The sequence below is a fragment of the Psychrobacillus psychrotolerans genome, from assembly GCF_900115805.1.
GTDB lineage: Bacteria > Bacillota > Bacilli > Bacillales_A > Planococcaceae > Psychrobacillus > Psychrobacillus psychrotolerans.
Genome location: NZ_FOXU01000001.1, coordinates 846,445 through 863,099, shown reverse-complemented (window position 1 = coordinate 863,099; position 16,655 = coordinate 846,445). Strand labels below are relative to the sequence as shown.

Genomic DNA, 16,655 nt, shown 5'->3' with positions numbered 1-16,655 from the left:
TAAATGATAAAAAATAATGTTACTTTAGTTTCACTTGTGATATAATAACACAGTTATGGACTCGAAAAAAGAATATGGAGTGGAAATATGACAAATATACGTCAAGATTTAAGAAACATTGCAATTATAGCACACGTTGACCATGGAAAAACGACATTAGTCGACCAATTATTGAAACAATCAGGAACTTTTCGTTCAAATGAACATGTTGATGAAAGAGCCATGGACTCGAATGATATAGAACGTGAACGCGGAATTACCATTTTAGCAAAAAACACAGCAGTCGATTACAATGGCACACGTATTAATATTCTTGATACGCCTGGACATGCTGACTTCGGTGGCGAAGTAGAACGTATTTTGAAAATGGTAGATGGTGTTTTACTAGTAGTAGATGCATATGAAGGTTGTATGCCTCAAACACGTTTCGTATTGAAGAAAGCGTTAGAACAAAAATTAACGCCAATCGTAGTAGTAAACAAAGTAGATAAAGATTCAGCTCGTCCACTAGAAGTAGTAGATGAAGTTCTAGAATTGTTTATTGAATTAGGTGCGGATGAAGATCAATTAGAATTCCCAGTTATTTACGCTTCAGGTGTAAACGGAACTTCTTCTTTAGATGAAGATCCTGCTAAACAAGAAGAAAACATGAAATCACTTTTCGAAATGATTATCTCTGCTATTCCAGCACCAATTGACAACTCCGATGAGCCATTACAATTCCAAGTAGCTTTACTTGATTATAATGACTATGTTGGCCGTATTGGTATTGGTCGTGTATTCCGCGGAACAATTGAAGTAGGTCAACAAATTTCATTGATGAAACTTGATGGTACTGTTAAAAATTACCGTGTAACTAAATTATTTGGTTTCTTCGGTTTAAAACGCGATGAAATCCAATCAGCTAAAGCTGGGGATCTAATTGCTGTTTCTGGTATGGAAGATATTAACGTAGGTGAAACAGTTTGTCCTACAACTCATCAAGAAGCATTAGTTCCATTACGTATTGATGAGCCTACATTACAAATGACTTTCTTAACAAACAACTCACCTTTCGTAGGTCGTGAAGGTAAATGGATTACTTCAAGTAAAATTGAAGAGCGTCTTCGTTCTCAATTAGAAACTGATGTATCTTTACGTGTTGAAGATACTGATTCTCCAGATGCTTGGACTGTTTCAGGTCGCGGAGAGCTTCATTTGTCGATCTTAATCGAAAATATGCGTCGTGAAGGCTTTGAATTACAAGTTTCAAAACCACAAGTAATCATCCGTGAAATTGACGGGAAAAAATGTGAACCAATCGAACGCGTTCAAATTGATGTACCAGAAGATAGTGTAGGTTCAATTATTGAATCTATGGGTACTCGTAAAGGCGAAATGATTGATATGGTCAACAATGGTAGTGGACAAGTTCGTTTAATCTTTATGGTTCCTGCTCGTGGGCTAATTGGTTATTCAACTGAATTCATGTCAATTACTAAAGGTTACGGTATCATCAATCATACATTCGATAGCTACCAACCAGTAGTTTCTGGTCGTGTTGGCGGACGTCATCAAGGTGTACTTGTTTCTATGGAAACTGGTAAATCAACAACTTACGGTATGATGGGTATTGAAGACCGTGGTACTTTATTCGTTGAACCAGGTACTGATATATATGAAGGTATGATCGTAGGAGAAAATACTCGTGATGCTGATATCACTGTAAATATTACAAAAGCAAAACAAAAAACAAATATCCGTTCTGCAAACAAAGACCAAACGAACGTAATTAAAAGACCTCGTATTTTAACGCTTGAAGAAGCAATTGAGTTCTTAGGAGACGATGAGTATCTAGAAATAACTCCTCAGTCAATCCGTTTACGTAAAAAAGTTCTTGAGAAGAGCGAGCGCGAACGTGTAACGAAAAAAATGAAAAATGCAGAACTTTAATAGCAACTGAAAGGGTGAATAACCTTGGAGGAAAAGCAATTCGTATTTGGTAGAATGTCTAGTATATCAAGATATATTTATGAGGTTATGCCAACTTACGATATAGCTGGTTATGTACTATTTCTTTTAATCTTCTTTCTGTCTGTGCTTGTGTACAAGCTTGGATTTGCAAAGAAATTGCGTTTTAGCCAAAATATCGTCATTTATGCATTTTTGTTATTAGGTTGTCTAATGTTGACGTTCCTTGCGTTTTTCCTTCCCGTTGTGGAGGGATTAATCGTGGCGGCATTAATCCTAATAATTTATAAAATACGTTTACGACTTGAAAAAAGACAAAGCCCGACTACTTAAATGTAGTCGAGCTTTTTCTTTTGAAGATAAACATTGATAAAGGAAATTCACTGTGAATACAGGTTTTCTGATGCATGTAAGAATGAAAAATACTGCTGATTTCCGTTTCAGGTGGACGCTTTCCGCGGGTGTTGCCTCAGCCTCCTCGCTTCGCTGCGGGGTCTTCGCCTAACGCTTTTCCCGCTGGAGACGCTACCTAGCACTCCAATCAATATAATGAGTAGTAGTCAACTATAAGATTAAGCATAGCTTATCGCTTAGATGATAATAGTAGTCAAAGTTAATATAGTGATATTACCTAAAAGTTAGGGATACTATTCTGTAATGAAGGATAAAGAAGGAAGATTTCCTTTCTCCCTAGTGAAAATGCAGTGAAATAGTAAGTATTTACTAATTAAAGAAGAGGAGCCTGCGAACGAAATTGCATCTTCGTGAGCTTGCTCTATCAATTGGAAAGTAACTTATCTCTAGTTATCCAAAAACGTACTTAACTGTTTCTAAGAGTGTGGAGGGCGACGGATAGATAAACGCCATAAGATTACCGAAAAAAGGGATGCTGGTTGGTTGTGACGAACAGTCACAACCAACCAGCATCCCTAAAAAATTCTCTCGATAATCAAATAGAAAATGTATATCCAAAGCCGTTCGATAACGATAGAAACTGGTATTGACCTAAAGCTAATTCACGATGTTTAATGTTTAAAATTCATTTTCAATCAGTCGTGAACTCTTATAAAAAATGAACTTTCCGCTTGCTAGACGACGGTTTGTTCTTTCTTCAATGCGATCATGACACTCAGGGCACATGTAAGTGTGAATTGGGCGGTTTCTGAGTTTCTTCGCAAGTGGTAAATCATCTGGAAGCTCATCTATTCGATCGCAAATAGCGCATTGTACTTTCATCTAAACATCTCCTATTCTACACGGAATGCTGTGACAAATTTGATTGGAGCATTAATATTTGTTCCATCTTTTTTCAATATATGAACAGGACCATCCTCACGTAGTGGTTTACCTTTATGACTAAATTTCAATAATAGCTTATCTAAGTCTTCTAAAGAGAATATATATTCTTCCTCAGTAGTTTCAACCACAACTTTTGTGGCATTTGGCAAAGGTTCAGAATTTAGGATAAATGGCTTCATATCAATTCCGAAAGTACTTGTCAGTGCTTTTGTCCGTTCATATTTTTTCTCTGTTTGAAGAGTTGGTGGATTTGTAGAGCCCTCGATAATCTCTCGTGACCAATGAGCAGATGTAACTTTTGTATACTCTTCTAGTTCATCTTTATATTCATACTTCCCAGAAAAAAACTCATCCAGATCGATTTTACGATCATCAAAAATCCAAACAGTAGGGTCTAATGTAATATTAAATTTAACTGCACCTTTAACTGGTATAATAAGTTCCAACAGAATTGCCTCCTCTAAACTATCTAATCTTCATAAGTATACCTTTAAATTAAAAAGTTCTAAAGAATATTTAACTATTTAGCTAACTTCAATAAGAGAATGCTTGCAATTTTCCTCTTCAAAAGATACACTTTAGGGAGCTAAATAATTAGAAATAATAAAAATGGGGGCGTCCTCATGGATACTAATATACAAATTTCGTATCAAGAAAAAGCTTTAGAGCTTTTGAAAAAAGATGCAGAAAAAATCGCGCAGCTTATAAAAGTGCAGATGGATAATTTAATGATGCCTCAATGCCCTCTATACGAAGAGGTTTTAGACACGCAAATGTTTGGATTATCTCGTGAAATAGATTTTGCGGTAAAACTTGGACTTCTAGAAAAGAGTGAAGGAAAAGAGATTGTTGCCTCACTTGAAAAAGAAATGTCTGTTTTACATGAGATCCATACAGAAAAATAATAAAACTCAAACAAACTATCTGTTTGAGTTTTTTTTCTATCCAAAGAAATAGAGGTATGATTATATGACTACATATTTAAAACGTTACGCTAAAAACTTTGACTACCCATTATTTTTTGTATACTTAGCTTTGTGCCTTTTCGGTTTAGTAATGATTTATAGCGCCAGTATGGGGTGGGCCGTACTCAATTATGGGTGGGAGCCAGATTACTTCTTTAATAAGCAAAAAAATAACTTATTACTTTGTATTCCGGTTTTATTTATAACAGCTTTTTTTCCGTATAAACATTATAAAAACAAAACAGTAATGAAACTCATGCTTCTTGTGATGTTTACACTTTTATTTTCCGTACACTTTATCGGTGTGGGTGGAGAGAGTGGTTCGCAAAGTTGGATAGATATAGGTTTTAATATACAACCATCCGAAATTGCTAAACTAGTAATAATTTTATATTTCGCAGGTATATTTGCAAAAAAATCAGAAAATGGTACATTAAATAAATTAAACGAATCTGTTGGACCACCATTAATCGTGTTATTTTTTGTTTTCGTTTCAATCATGATGGAGACGGATGTTGGAAATACAATGATTATTAGTTTCGTTGCTATTTCAGTAATTGCAGCAAGTGGAATTAAATTTAAATCATTTTCCAAAATAATCGGATTAATTGGTATAGTTATAGTAGCAGGATTGTTTGCCATCTATATGCTAAAAGATGCGTTGTTGACAGAACGTCGTAGAGGGAGGTTAGAAGCGTTTTTCAATCCTTTTGATTACGAGCAAGGATTTGGATATCAAATTGTAAATGGTTATATTGCTATTGGATCAGGTGGTTTAACTGGTTTAGGTTTAGGGAATTCCAATCAGAAATATGGATATTTACCAGAACCACATACTGATTTTATCATGGCTATCATAGCAGAAGAACTTGGACTAATCGGAGTATTAATTGTTTTATGTGGACTGTTTTTTATTGTTTTTAAAGCTATTAGTATTGCTTTATCTACAAAAGATCCACAAGCTCGCATGATCGCTGCGGGTATTGGTAGTATTATAGGGTTTCAAACCTTTATAAATTTAGGTGGAATGCTTGGAATTATTCCGCTAACTGGGGTACCACTTCCGTTTATAAGTTACGGGGGTACTTCCATAATTATTTTATCGGCAGCACTTGGGATATTGATGAACGTATCTATGTTCGTGAAGCATGAAAAAAATAGACAATAAGGGGCGAATTGAATGAATAAGATTAAAAAGATTGTAGTTGCAAACAGGGGAGAAATTGCAATCCGTATTTTTCGAGCATGTACGGAGTTAAACCTTCGAACAGTCGCTATATATTCAAGAGAAGATACCGGCTCGTTCCATCGATTTAAATCCGATGAGTCTTATCTTGTTGGTGAAGGTAAGAAGCCTATTGATGCATACTTAGATATTGAAGATATTATTCGAATTGCTAAAGAAAGTAAGGCTGATGCCATTCATCCGGGGTATGGTTTCCTTTCTGAAAATGTGGATTTTGCGAAGAGATGTGAAGAAGAAGGAATTATTTTCATCGGTCCAACATCCAAGCATTTAGATATGTTTGGCGATAAAGTAAAAGCCCGTGAACAAGCAACATTAGCGGGTATACCTGTTATACCGGGTAGCGATGGTCCTTTAGATACTGTAGAAGAGGTTAAGGCATTTGGGGAAGCTCATGGCTATCCATTAATGATTAAAGCTTCTTTAGGTGGCGGTGGACGCGGGATGCGCGTTGTTCAATCGGAAGATGAGCTTGCAAGTGCATTTGAACGTGCTAAATCAGAAGCGAAAGCGGCTTTTGGTTCAGATGAAGTATATGTAGAACGATGTATTTTCGAACCTAAACATATTGAAGTTCAAATTCTAGGAGATACTCAAGGTAATTTAATCCATTTATATGAACGTGATTGTTCTATACAAAGAAGACATCAAAAGGTCGTAGAAATAGCACCTTCAAATTCCTTAAATTCAGAGTTGCGCGATAAAATATGTGATGCAGCTGTCCAATTAATGAATAATGTATCTTACATAAATGCAGGAACAGTAGAGTTTTTAGTGACAGATAATGAATTCTTTTTTATCGAAGTAAACCCACGCATTCAAGTGGAACATACAATTACAGAAATGATTACTGGGGTGGATATTGTCCATGCACAGATTAAAATCGCAGATGGTATTGCTCTGAATAGTGAAGAGATGGGGATTCCAAAGCAAGAAGATATCCCATTATTCGGATTCGCTATTCAGTCACGAGTAACAACGGAGGACCCTTTAAATAACTTCATGCCTGATACAGGAAAGTTAATGGTATATCGTTCGGGTGGAGGATTTGGCGTACGCTTAGACGCGGGAAATGGTTTCCAAGGGGCTATCATCACCCCGTACTACGATTCTCTGTTAGTTAAAGTTAGTACTTGGGGTATGTCCTTCAAGGAAGCTGCTGCTAAAATGGACAGAAATTTGCAAGAGTTTCGAATCCGGGGGATTAAAACGAATATCCCATTCTTAGAAAATGTCGTAAAACATCCGAGTTTCATTTCTGGACAATTTAATACGAGTTTCATTGATTCTACACCTGAGCTGTTTTTATTCCCTAATCGCAAAGACCGTGGAACTAAATTGTTAAATTATATAGGGAACGTTACTGTTAATGGTTTCCCAGGTATCGAGAAAAAGTCCAAGCCTATCTTTGGAGAGGCTAGAACACCTAGTTTTGATCTAAGCACTGCTCCACCTAAAGGCACAAAACAAATTTTAGATGAACAAGGTGCCGATGGAGTGATTAAATGGGTGAAGGAGCAACAGGGCGTTCTATTAACGGATACAACTTTCCGAGATGCACATCAATCATTATTAGCAACACGCGTTCGCTCTCATGACATGTTCGGTATTGCGAAAGAATCAGCGCAAGGAATGCATAATTTGTTTTCATATGAAATGTGGGGAGGAGCAACTTTTGACGTTGCTTACCGCTTCTTAAAAGAAAATCCATGGGATCGTTTGATAAAAATGAGAGAAATGATTCCAAATGTCTTATTCCAAATGTTATTCCGTGGAGCCAATGCAGTAGGATACAAAAACTACCCAGATAACGTTATAAAGGAATTTATACAAAAATCTGCAGAAGCGGGCATTGACGTATTCCGAATCTTTGACAGCTTAAACTGGATCAAAGGGATGGAAGTTGCGATAGATGCAACTAGACAATCAGGAAAGATAGCAGAAGCGGCGTTATGTTACACAGGAGACATTTTAGATGACTCTAGAGACAAATATACTGTGCAGTATTATAAAGACATGGCAAAAGAATTAGAAAGCGCTGGAGCGCATATTCTAGCGATTAAAGATATGGCTGGATTATTAAAACCTGAAGCAGCTTATCGGTTAGTAAGCGAGTTAAAGAGCACGGTTGACATTCCTATACATCTTCATACACATGATACAAGCGGTAACGGAGTATTTACTTATGCAAAAGCAATTGAAGCTGGTGTAGATATAGTCGACACGGCATTAGGGGCTATGGCAGGTCTAACCTCTCAACCGAGTGCAAGTAGTCTAAGTTATGCGTTAAAAGGATCGAACAGAGAAGTGATAGGAAATATCGATGCATTTGAGAAAATTTCTTATTACTGGGAAGATGTCCGCAAGTATTACCAAGACTTTGAAAGCGGTATGATGAGTCCCCATACGGAAGTTTATGTTCATGAGATGCCAGGTGGCCAATATAGTAATCTTCAACAACAAGCGAAAGCAGTAGGGCTTGGCGATCGCTGGGAAGAAGTAAAAGAGATGTATTCTCGCGTAAATATGTTATTTGGTGATGTGGTAAAAGTTACTCCTTCTTCTAAGGTAGTAGGGGATATGGCTCTATTCATGGTACAAAATAACTTAGATGAAGTTTCTGTCATTACGAGAGGTAAAACCATCGATTTCCCAGATTCCGTTATAGAGTTTTTTGAAGGATATATTGGGCAACCTTATGGAGGATTCCCAAAAGAGCTACAGAAAGTAATTTTAAAAGATCGTGAACCAATCACGGTGCGTCCGGGTGAATTATTGGAGCCGGTTGATTTCGAAGCGATTAAAGAAATGCTATTCCATAAATTAGATCGCCCTGTTACTAGCCAAGAAGTTCTTGCTTATACGCTATATCCAAAGGTTTTTGAAGAATATAGTGAAACAGATAAAAACTTTGGGGATGTTTCCGTACTAGATACGCCGACGTTTTTATACGGATTGAGATTAGGAGAAGAAATTGAAGTAGAAATCGAAGTTGGAAAAACGTTAATCATCAAGTTAGTGTCTATAAGTGAGCCGACTCATGATGGTAACCGTATTATTTACTTCGAACTAAACGGTCAACCACGAGAAATTTCTATTCAAGATATGAATGTAGAAGTGAGTCATTTATCAAAACCTAAGGCGGATTTAACGAATGATGGTCATATTGGAGCAACTATGCCAGGTACTGTTCTAAAGGTTGCTATTTCTACAGGTAGCAAAGTAAAAAGAGGTCAACATCTTCTTATTACAGAAGCGATGAAAATGGAAACTACAGTGCAAGCACCATTTAACGGAGTTGTAAAAGAGATTCATGTTGTTGCTGGAGAAGCAATTGCAACAGGTGATTTATTGATTGTCATGGATAAAGAATAATTAAAAGGCTGTTAGACATTTCTGTCTAACAGCCTTTATTCTTTTAGTTATTCAATTTACTTCTGGATAACAATAGAATCATATAACAGAGTAAACCGAATAGTAAGGAGATAAATAAAGAATGTAGTAAAGCTAAGTAAAGATTAAGTTTAGTCAATACAACTAACATACCGGTAACTACTTGGCACGAAACTAATATTAAAGAGATGGACCATCCCCAGTAAATTGCGCGTTGCTGTTTATAATTTCGCATTACATGAATCGCAATAATGAGTATCCATATAAATATTAATCCTGCAGCAGCTCGATGTCCCATTTGGACCCACTCGTATAAATTAGTAGGAAGAGCAAACTGGTCATTATTGCATAAGGGCCAATCGTTACATATGAGACTAGATTCTGTATGTCGTACTAATGCGCCGGTGTAAATAACAATATAAGAATAAAGTGTTACACCAATTGTATGGAATTTTAATGTTTTGCCGATTCTGATCTTATCTGTATCAAACTTGCGATCAATCTCAAAAATTAATAAGGTCAGTAATAACACCGAAGCAAAAGAGATTAGAGAGATTCCAAAATGAAGAGCCAGTATAAAGTCACCTTGTCCCCATTTTACCTGGGCAGCACCAATTAATGCTTGCGCTACTAAGAAAAAAACTGCCATTGCTGATAAAAATTTTGTTTCTCGGACATGTCCAAGTGCTTTCCATGCCCAAACTGCAAGTGCTACGATTAATATACCAACAGCACCTGTAACTAGACGATGAGAAAATTCAATTAATACTTCAGCTGTTATAACATCAGGTATAAGTTGTCCATTACAGCCAGGCCAGTGTCTACCGCAACCCATACCACTATCGGTCTTAGTAACTAATGCTCCTCCTAATAGAATGAGCAGCATACCTACTGTAGAAGCAACAGCTAACCATTTTAAAATTTTATGAATGTGCATTACGCCACCTACTTTGTGTATCTTGCTCGTCTTGAAAAGACGGTATCTGCTTTTTGATGATATCGAATCGCGATGGAAAATACAATGTATAACCTTCAAACTAATATACCTAGTTATAGTTATTCACAAAATGTTCATAAATTCGTACTCTAACTTTCACAAATAAAATCTAGAAATGATTTACTATTGATATGTTCTGAGTATAAAAAAACTATCTAAACTATATTTATGCGAAAATTATCATTAACTGTAGAAATTAAGAAAGATTTTCGTTATAGTAAAAGGTAGCGGAATATGCTTACAACTTTGAAAGGAGGGGCAGCATGTCAAATGGTCATTCTATTACCGCGACTAATGAGAGGGAATCTGAACAAATTAATAATACTTTTTATCAAGATTTTCTATCGCTCATTAAAATAGGTATAGTTAACTCTAACTTATTTACAACATTTACTGGTATGTGGCTAGCATTTCAATTTACGGATCGAAACTTTCTTAGAGAGTTAGACATATTATTTTATACGCTAATTGGATCAGGCATGATTATCGCAGGTTCTGCTGCTATGAATAATTTTATCGATCGTGATATAGATCCTGTCATGAAGAGCAAAAAAGGTAGACCTACAGTTACTGGACGTTTTAGTCCAACATCAGTGTTAATAACTTCGTTTTCACTAATGATTGTAGGTGAAATATTGTTGTTTATGGCCTCTACTTCAGCTGGAGTTTGGGGACTAGCAGGAATCGTCAGTTACGTTGTGTTATACTCGATGTGGTCTAAACGAAAACATGTGAGTAATACTATAGTTGGCAGTATATCTGGTGCAATACCGCCGGTGATTGGATGGGCAGCTGTTGAACCTAGCTTAGGTTTTGGAGCATTAGCTTTATTTTTAATTATGTTTGCATGGCAACCTCCACACTTTTATGCGCTTGCGATGAAGCGCACGGAAGAATATCGTGCTGCTAATATTCCCATGCTGCCTGTAGTAAAAGGTTTCAAACGTACAAAAGTGTCAATTCTTTTATGGATTCTATTATTATTCCCATTACCATTTTTATTGATGGATTTAGGTGTACTATTTGTTGTGTTGGCAACAGCACTTAACTTGGGGTGGTTATACTTCTCTATAAAAGGTTTCCGTGTGCAAGATGATATCAAGTGGGCGACAGGGATGTTTATATATTCCTTAAACTATATGACGATATTATTCGTAGCTATAATTATTTTTTCTATCTTTATCTAATTGCTGGAATTCTTTCTTTAGTCAACAAGAATTCATATAAACAGAACCACAGTCCAAAGAAACATGAAAACAACTATGAAAGAGGGGTTTGATTTAGCTATGATGAGAGGGCTTAAAAAATGGCGACTTTTTTCACTGTTAGCAGCTCTAACGATTTTCTTATCGGGTTGTGGCGAAGAATACTTATCAACGCTTACACCTGCAGGACAAGTCGGAAGAGATCAATTTAATTTGTTATTACTATCATCTGCTATTATGGCTTTAGTTATTATTGTAGTAGTAATTATTTATGTTGTTGCACTAGTGAAATTCCGTCGTAAAAAAGTTGGGGAAGATGTTATTCCTAAACAAGTAGAAGGAAGTCATACGCTTGAAATAGTATGGACAGTTATTCCAATATTACTGTTAATCGTTCTGGCTATTCCAACTGTTTACTATACGTATAAACATGCTGATGTAGCTGCAATGGATCAAGTAGACGAAGAAGGTAACAAAACAAATGTAACAGTAAATGTTACTGCTAAACTTTATTGGTGGGAATTTGAGTATCCAGACCTTGGGATAGTTACATCTCAAGAGTTAGTAGTACCAACTGATCAAAAAGTATTTTTCAATTTAAAAGCTGCTGATGTGAAGCACTCCTTCTGGATTCCTACAGCAGGTGGTAAAATGGATACAAACGTAGAAAACGTTAACCAGTTCTATTTAGAATTTGATGACGCATCTGCAAGTTTAGAACAAGGTGTGTTCTATGGTAAATGTGCGGAACTTTGTGGACCGTCACATGCTCTAATGGATTTCAAAGTTAAAACATTGGAATCAGACGATTTCAATGCTTGGGTTGAATCTATGAAAACTACACAAAATGTTGCAACAGATGATCTTGCAACGGAAGGTGAAGAAATCTTTAATACTAGCTGTATAGCTTGTCATGCTACTTCAGGAGCAGGCACTACAGGTGGAGTGGGACCAAACTTAGCTACTTTTGGTGACCGTAATCGTGTTGCTGGATTTATGGCTCATGATGAAGAAAACTTAAAAAAATGGATTAATAATCCTCAAGAGTACAAACCGGGTAACTTAATGCCTCAGCCAGAAGCTATTAACGATGGCGAAAAGTTTAGTGAAGCTCAATTAGATGCTCTTGCAGCATACCTAATGGGACTATCTGTAGAAAAATAAGTTCCACAGATAAATTATGAGGGAGGTTAAAGTTGTGAGTTCTATCGCAAAGAAAAAAGGCTTTGGCGCAACTTTATGGGACTATTTAACAACAGTAGACCATAAAAAAATTGCAGTCATGTACCTTGCTGCCGGCGGTTTGTTCTTCGTAATCGGTGGTATTGAGGCAATGCTTATTCGTATTCAATTAGCACAACCAGATAATGATTTTGTTAGTGCTGGACTGTTCAATGAAATTATTACAATGCACGGAACAACGATGATTTTCCTAGCGGCCATGCCGATATTATTTGGATTTATGAACGCCGTTATGCCACTTCAAATTGGTGCACGTGACGTAGCGTTTCCATTTCTAAATTCACTTGGATTTTGGTTATTCTTGTTCGGTGGTATTTTCCTTAACCTATCTTGGTTTATGGGAGGAGCGCCTGATGCGGGATGGACTTCTTACGCATCATTATCGCTAGCGTCTCCTGGTCATGGTATTGACTTTTATGCACTTGGACTTCAAATAGCCGGTGCTGGTACTTATATAGGAGGTATTAACTTCCTTGTAACGATCATTAATATGCGTGCACCAGGTATGACATACATGCGTATGCCATTGTTTACTTGGACTACATTTGTAGCTAGTGCATTAATATTATTCGCATTCCCACCACTTACTATTGGTTTATTTTTCTTAATCTTAGACCGCATGTTCGGTGGTAACTTCTTTGATCATACAATGGGTGGTAATACGATTATTTGGGAGCATTTATTCTGGATTTTCGGGCATCCTGAAGTATACATCTTAATATTACCTGCGTTTGGTATATTCTCAGAAATATTTGCTTTATTCTCACGTAAACGTTTATTCGGTTACTCTTCTATGGTTTTTGCAACTGTATTAATCGGTTTCTTAGGCTTCATGGTTTGGGCTCACCATATGTTTACGGTTGGTTTAGGACCAACAGCTAATGCTATTTTCGCAGTTGCTACTATGGCAATCGCTGTTCCTACTGGTATGAAAATATTTAACTGGTTGCTTACGATTTGGGGAGGAAGTATTAAAGTTACAACTCCAATGCTTTATGCGTTAGGATTCATTCCTTCATTCGTAGCAGGTGGGGTAACTGGTATTATGCAAGCAGCAGCTCCGCTTGATTATCAATTACATGATTCATACTTTATCGTTGCTCATTTCCACTATGTAATCGTAGGTGGGGTAGTGTTAGCAATTTTAGCAGCAGTACACTTATATTGGCCTTTAATGTTCAACCAAATGTTAAGTGAAAAACTAGGTAAATGGACGTTCTGGTTCTTCTTTATTGGATTCCATTTAACTTTCTTCATACAGCATTTCTTAGGACTAATGGGTATGCCACGTCGCGTATTTACGTTCGGAGCAGATCAAGGTTGGGATTTATTCAACTTAATCAGTTCAATTGGAGCTGCATTCATGGCAGTGGGAGTTATTATTCTAGTAGTGAACATTATCATAACAGTTGTTAAGAATGTACCTGCTGGCAATGATCCATGGGAAGACGGCCGTACTTTAGAGTGGGCTATTCCTCAACCAGTTCCGTTTTATAACTTTAAACAAACTCCACTTGTTCGTGGATTAGATACATTCTGGATTGAAAAACAAGAAGGTAATAAAGAAGGTATGACATATGCAGAACCACTTTCTGATATCCATATGCCTAACAATTCAATCATTCCAATTGTTATGACTTTCGGTTTGTTTATCGCTGCATTTGGAGCATTATATAACGGTGAAAAAGATTGGGCGATTCCTGTTATAGTATTAGGTTTAGCAATTACACTTGGTTCTATGGCTGTTCGTTCTATAAAAGATGATCATGGATTCCATATTCACAAAGAAGATTTAATGAATGATAAAGGGGGTAAATAATAATGGACTTTAATAAAAAGTACACCCCACAAACTTGGCCAGATCATCCTGAGCAAGTTACTTTAGAAGGTAAGAATAAGTTTTTAGGTTTTTGGTTATTCCTTGGTGGAGAAACTGTACTATTTGCAAGTTTGTTTGCTACGTATTTAGCGCTTAAAAACAAAGGCCCAAGTGGGATGGAATTCTCTACTAACACACTATTCGAATTACCGTTAGTATTTATTATGACGATGATTCTATTAACTTCATCGCTAACTAGTGTGTATGCAATGTATCATATGAAAAACCATAATTTTAGAGGTATGCAAACTTGGTTGGCTATCACAGTTCTGTTGGGATTAGCATTCTTAGGTTTAGAAATTTATGAGTTTAATCACTATGTACATTTAGGTTTTCATTATGGACAAAGTGCTTTCTCATCTGCATTCTTTACGCTTGTAGGTACTCATGGATTGCACGTTGTAATTGGACTAGGATGGATTATTCTATTAATGTTACGTAATGCAAAACGTGGATTTAGTTTGTATAATGCACCAAAATACTATACTGCTTCCCTATACTGGCATTTCATTGATGTAGTTTGGGTGTTCATCTTTACAGTAGTATACTTGATGGGAGTTGTTGGTTAATATGTCACACGACGCTCAAGTTTATGTGAGATCTCAAACAGAATTTGATTATATTAAGCAAAAACGCAAAAAGGATATGCGTAACCAAGTTACTACTTTTGGGATTATGATATTCTTAACTTTAATTTCTTTTACAGCAGTAGCTGCTGGATTTTCTGTCTATCTAATCGTTCCAGTGATTTTATTACTTGCTGCAATTCAAGTAGTGTTACAGCTGTACTACTTCATGCATATGAGTGAAAAAAATCATCAGGTAGTTGCGTTTTTCTTATACAGTGCTGTTTTGTTAGCTTTCACTTTTATCTTAACTTTCCTTACTATTATTTGGTGGGGTTAAACAACTTAAAGCCGAGACAAAGTTAAAAACTTTGTCTCGGCTTTTTTTTGAGTAAAATGATATTTGAAAATAGGGAAATGTCATAGTTCGTTCATTGAAGTTATTGGGTTTGACCTATATAATAGAGGAAGTTACCTAAAAAGGAGCGATGATACTTATGCCTATAAGTATATTTGGATTCCAAGCATTGTGGAGCCCTATAATGATTGGTGTTATAGTATTTTTAACTATTTTATATTTTTTAATAACAGTCAAATGGCGAAATGACTTTAAAGTATCAGAGCCACTAAAAAAGAAAGAGGCTGCTTATTTTCTAATAGGTATAGTTCTTTTATATATTGTGAAAGGTTCACCTGTAGATTTAATGGCACATATAATGTTCTCATTCCACATGGTTCAGATGGCATTATTGTTATTGTTAGTTCCGCCATTACTGATGAAAGGTATTCCTTGGTGGGTTTGGAAAGTAGTAATAGAATTGCCAGTAGTTCGTAAAATTTTCCCAATATTAACAAAGCCATTACTAGCCCTTATAGTATTTTCTGGTTTGTTTTCGATTTATCACATACCTTTGTTATTTGATACTATCAAACTGGACGAAGGACTACATGGCACATATACGTTTATCCTATTCATCTCAGCAGTTTTCATGTGGTGGTCTATTATAGATATTGATGAAGTTACTCAACGACTACACGGTTTAAAAAAGATCGGCTTCATAATAGGAAGTGCAGTTTTAATAACTCCTGCATGTGCGTTAATTATATTTACTGGGACACCTTTATATGATACGTATACGAATCCAGATGTTTGGTTGAAAGCAATGGAGCTATGTGTACCTGCAAGTACATTAGCAGGACTATCATTGAGTGGACCTGAATTATTTTCTAATATGTCACCTATCGATGATCAACAACTGGGTGGAATACTGATGAAAATCGTACAGGAAATAATTTATGCTGCATTTTTAATGTCTATTTTCTTCAAGTGGTATAAAAATGAACAAGATAATGCAGATGAAATCACACAAAAAGCTCTGGATGATTTAAAAGTCCAAGCTGACCTTTAAACTTAATAAAGTTATTCGAGGAGAATGATTAATGAATTTACCGGTTCTACCAACTATAAGTACATTTTTTATCGTGTTAAGTGCGGTGTTAGTTGCAATAGGTTGGGCACTTATTAAACAAAGAAAAATTGATGCCCACAAAAAAACGATGACTGCTGCTGCAATTTCGGCTTTACTTTTCTTCATCATCTATGCATCGCGAACTATTTTCATCGGAAATACAGCTTTTGGTGGTCCTGATGACATTAAAATTTACTACACTATCTTTTTGATATTCCATATTACATTAGCAACGACTGGTGCAGTTTTTGGCCTAGTTACTTTATACTTAGGTTATAAAAATAATATTAAAAAGCATCGTAAGATTGGGCCAATCACCAGTGTTATTTGGTTCTTTGTTGCAATAACAGGGGTTGCTGTGTATTTATTGCTATACGTATTCTATCATGGCGGAGAAACTACCTCAGTTATTAAAGCAATAATAGGTGGATAGATAAAGAACAA

General features: G+C 36.1%; 15 protein-coding genes. 12 read left to right on the top strand and 3 right to left on the bottom strand.

Annotated features, from left to right (window positions below):
- Positions 1 to 87: 87 nt before the first annotated feature.
- Positions 88 to 1,932: a translational GTPase TypA gene (typA, locus tag BM260_RS04530; RefSeq protein ID WP_093535404.1), complete on the top strand. Its 1,845-nt coding sequence runs from the start codon at positions 88 to 90 to the stop codon at positions 1,930 to 1,932.
- 24 nt (positions 1,933 to 1,956) lie between these two features.
- Positions 1,957 to 2,283 carry a YlaH-like family protein gene (locus BM260_RS04525; protein ID WP_245762629.1) on the top strand — a complete coding sequence of 109 codons (327 nt, stop codon included), beginning with the start codon at positions 1,957 to 1,959 and terminating at the stop codon, positions 2,281 to 2,283.
- A gap of 699 nt (positions 2,284 to 2,982) precedes the next feature.
- Here the strand turns inward: BM260_RS04525 and BM260_RS04520 are convergent.
- Positions 2,983 to 3,186, bottom strand: a complete 204-nt coding sequence (locus BM260_RS04520) for a YlaI family protein (protein ID WP_093535402.1) — start codon at positions 3,184 to 3,186, stop codon at positions 2,983 to 2,985.
- 11 nt (positions 3,187 to 3,197) lie between these two features.
- On the bottom strand, positions 3,198 to 3,695 hold the full coding sequence (locus tag BM260_RS04515; protein WP_093535400.1) for a hypothetical protein: 498 nt from the start codon (positions 3,693 to 3,695) through the stop codon (positions 3,198 to 3,200).
- Between the two features lie 177 nt (positions 3,696 to 3,872).
- Here BM260_RS04515 and BM260_RS04510 point away from each other — a divergent pair, with 177 nt between their 5' ends.
- The 3 genes from BM260_RS04510 to pyc all read left to right on the top strand — a co-directional run bounded on the left by BM260_RS04510 (position 3,873) and on the right by pyc (position 8,835).
- Entirely contained in the window at positions 3,873 to 4,154 is a 282-nt protein-coding gene (locus BM260_RS04510; RefSeq protein ID WP_093535398.1) for a YlaN family protein, read from the top strand.
- A 64-nt stretch (positions 4,155 to 4,218) separates the two neighbouring features.
- The gene (locus tag BM260_RS04505; protein WP_093535396.1) at positions 4,219 to 5,382 is read left to right on the top strand and encodes an FtsW/RodA/SpoVE family cell cycle protein; all 1,164 of its coding nucleotides are present in this window, start codon (positions 4,219 to 4,221) and stop codon (positions 5,380 to 5,382) included.
- 12 nt (positions 5,383 to 5,394) lie between these two features.
- Positions 5,395 to 8,835: a pyruvate carboxylase gene (pyc, locus tag BM260_RS04500; RefSeq protein WP_093535394.1), complete on the top strand. Its 3,441-nt coding sequence runs from the start codon at positions 5,395 to 5,397 to the stop codon at positions 8,833 to 8,835.
- A gap of 43 nt (positions 8,836 to 8,878) precedes the next feature.
- On the opposite strand, the gene BM260_RS04495 is transcribed toward pyc, so the two are convergent.
- On the bottom strand, positions 8,879 to 9,790 hold the full coding sequence (locus tag BM260_RS04495; protein ID WP_093535392.1) for a COX15/CtaA family protein: 912 nt from the start codon (positions 9,788 to 9,790) through the stop codon (positions 8,879 to 8,881).
- A gap of 323 nt (positions 9,791 to 10,113) precedes the next feature.
- On the opposite strand from BM260_RS04495, the gene cyoE reads away from it, so the two are divergent.
- The 7 genes from cyoE to BM260_RS04460 all read left to right on the top strand — a co-directional run bounded on the left by cyoE (position 10,114) and on the right by BM260_RS04460 (position 16,644).
- Positions 10,114 to 11,037: a heme o synthase gene (cyoE, locus tag BM260_RS04490; RefSeq protein WP_093535390.1), complete on the top strand. Its 924-nt coding sequence runs from the start codon at positions 10,114 to 10,116 to the stop codon at positions 11,035 to 11,037.
- Positions 11,038 to 11,136: 99 nt separating this feature from the next.
- Positions 11,137 to 12,219 carry a cytochrome c oxidase subunit II gene (coxB, locus tag BM260_RS04485; RefSeq protein WP_093535388.1) on the top strand — a complete coding sequence of 361 codons (1,083 nt, stop codon included), beginning with the start codon at positions 11,137 to 11,139 and terminating at the stop codon, positions 12,217 to 12,219.
- Positions 12,220 to 12,253: 34 nt separating this feature from the next.
- The gene (locus tag BM260_RS04480; RefSeq protein WP_093535386.1) at positions 12,254 to 14,116 is read left to right on the top strand and encodes a cytochrome c oxidase subunit I; all 1,863 of its coding nucleotides are present in this window, start codon (positions 12,254 to 12,256) and stop codon (positions 14,114 to 14,116) included.
- Between the two features lie 2 nt (positions 14,117 to 14,118).
- Positions 14,119 to 14,745: a cytochrome (ubi)quinol oxidase subunit III gene (locus tag BM260_RS04475; RefSeq protein WP_093535384.1), complete on the top strand. Its 627-nt coding sequence runs from the start codon at positions 14,119 to 14,121 to the stop codon at positions 14,743 to 14,745.
- 1 nt (position 14,746) lies between these two features.
- Positions 14,747 to 15,082: a cytochrome c oxidase subunit IVB gene (ctaF, locus tag BM260_RS04470; protein ID WP_093535382.1), complete on the top strand. Its 336-nt coding sequence runs from the start codon at positions 14,747 to 14,749 to the stop codon at positions 15,080 to 15,082.
- Between the two features lie 157 nt (positions 15,083 to 15,239).
- Positions 15,240 to 16,151 carry a cytochrome c oxidase assembly factor CtaG gene (ctaG, locus tag BM260_RS04465; RefSeq protein WP_093535380.1) on the top strand — a complete coding sequence of 304 codons (912 nt, stop codon included), beginning with the start codon at positions 15,240 to 15,242 and terminating at the stop codon, positions 16,149 to 16,151.
- Positions 16,152 to 16,182: 31 nt separating this feature from the next.
- Positions 16,183 to 16,644 (top strand): DUF420 domain-containing protein, encoded by a 462-nt coding sequence (locus BM260_RS04460; RefSeq protein WP_093535378.1) that lies wholly within the window; start codon positions 16,183 to 16,185, stop codon positions 16,642 to 16,644.
- The last annotated feature ends 11 nt before the right edge of the window (positions 16,645 to 16,655 follow it).

What these genes read in the sequence shown, in the direction of transcription:
- pyc (WP_093535394.1), top strand. Translation starts at nt 5,395, where the DNA reads ATGAATAAGATTAAAAAGATTGTAGTTGCAAACAGGGGAGAAATTGCA.
- BM260_RS04510 (WP_093535398.1), top strand. Translation starts at nt 3,873, where the DNA reads ATGGATACTAATATACAAATTTCGTATCAAGAAAAAGCTTTAGAGCTT.
- coxB (WP_093535388.1), top strand. Translation starts at nt 11,137, where the DNA reads ATGATGAGAGGGCTTAAAAAATGGCGACTTTTTTCACTGTTAGCAGCT.
- BM260_RS04495 (WP_093535392.1), bottom strand. Translation starts at nt 9,790, where the DNA reads ATGCACATTCATAAAATTTTAAAATGGTTAGCTGTTGCTTCTACAGTA.
- ctaG (WP_093535380.1), top strand. Translation starts at nt 15,240, where the DNA reads ATGCCTATAAGTATATTTGGATTCCAAGCATTGTGGAGCCCTATAATG.
- cyoE (WP_093535390.1), top strand. Translation starts at nt 10,114, where the DNA reads ATGTCAAATGGTCATTCTATTACCGCGACTAATGAGAGGGAATCTGAA.
- BM260_RS04505 (WP_093535396.1), top strand. Translation starts at nt 4,219, where the DNA reads ATGACTACATATTTAAAACGTTACGCTAAAAACTTTGACTACCCATTA.
- BM260_RS04460 (WP_093535378.1), top strand. Translation starts at nt 16,183, where the DNA reads ATGAATTTACCGGTTCTACCAACTATAAGTACATTTTTTATCGTGTTA.
- BM260_RS04520 (WP_093535402.1), bottom strand. Translation starts at nt 3,186, where the DNA reads ATGAAAGTACAATGCGCTATTTGCGATCGAATAGATGAGCTTCCAGAT.
- BM260_RS04475 (WP_093535384.1), top strand. Translation starts at nt 14,119, where the DNA reads ATGGACTTTAATAAAAAGTACACCCCACAAACTTGGCCAGATCATCCT.
- ctaF (WP_093535382.1), top strand. Translation starts at nt 14,747, where the DNA reads ATGTCACACGACGCTCAAGTTTATGTGAGATCTCAAACAGAATTTGAT.
- typA (WP_093535404.1), top strand. Translation starts at nt 88, where the DNA reads ATGACAAATATACGTCAAGATTTAAGAAACATTGCAATTATAGCACAC.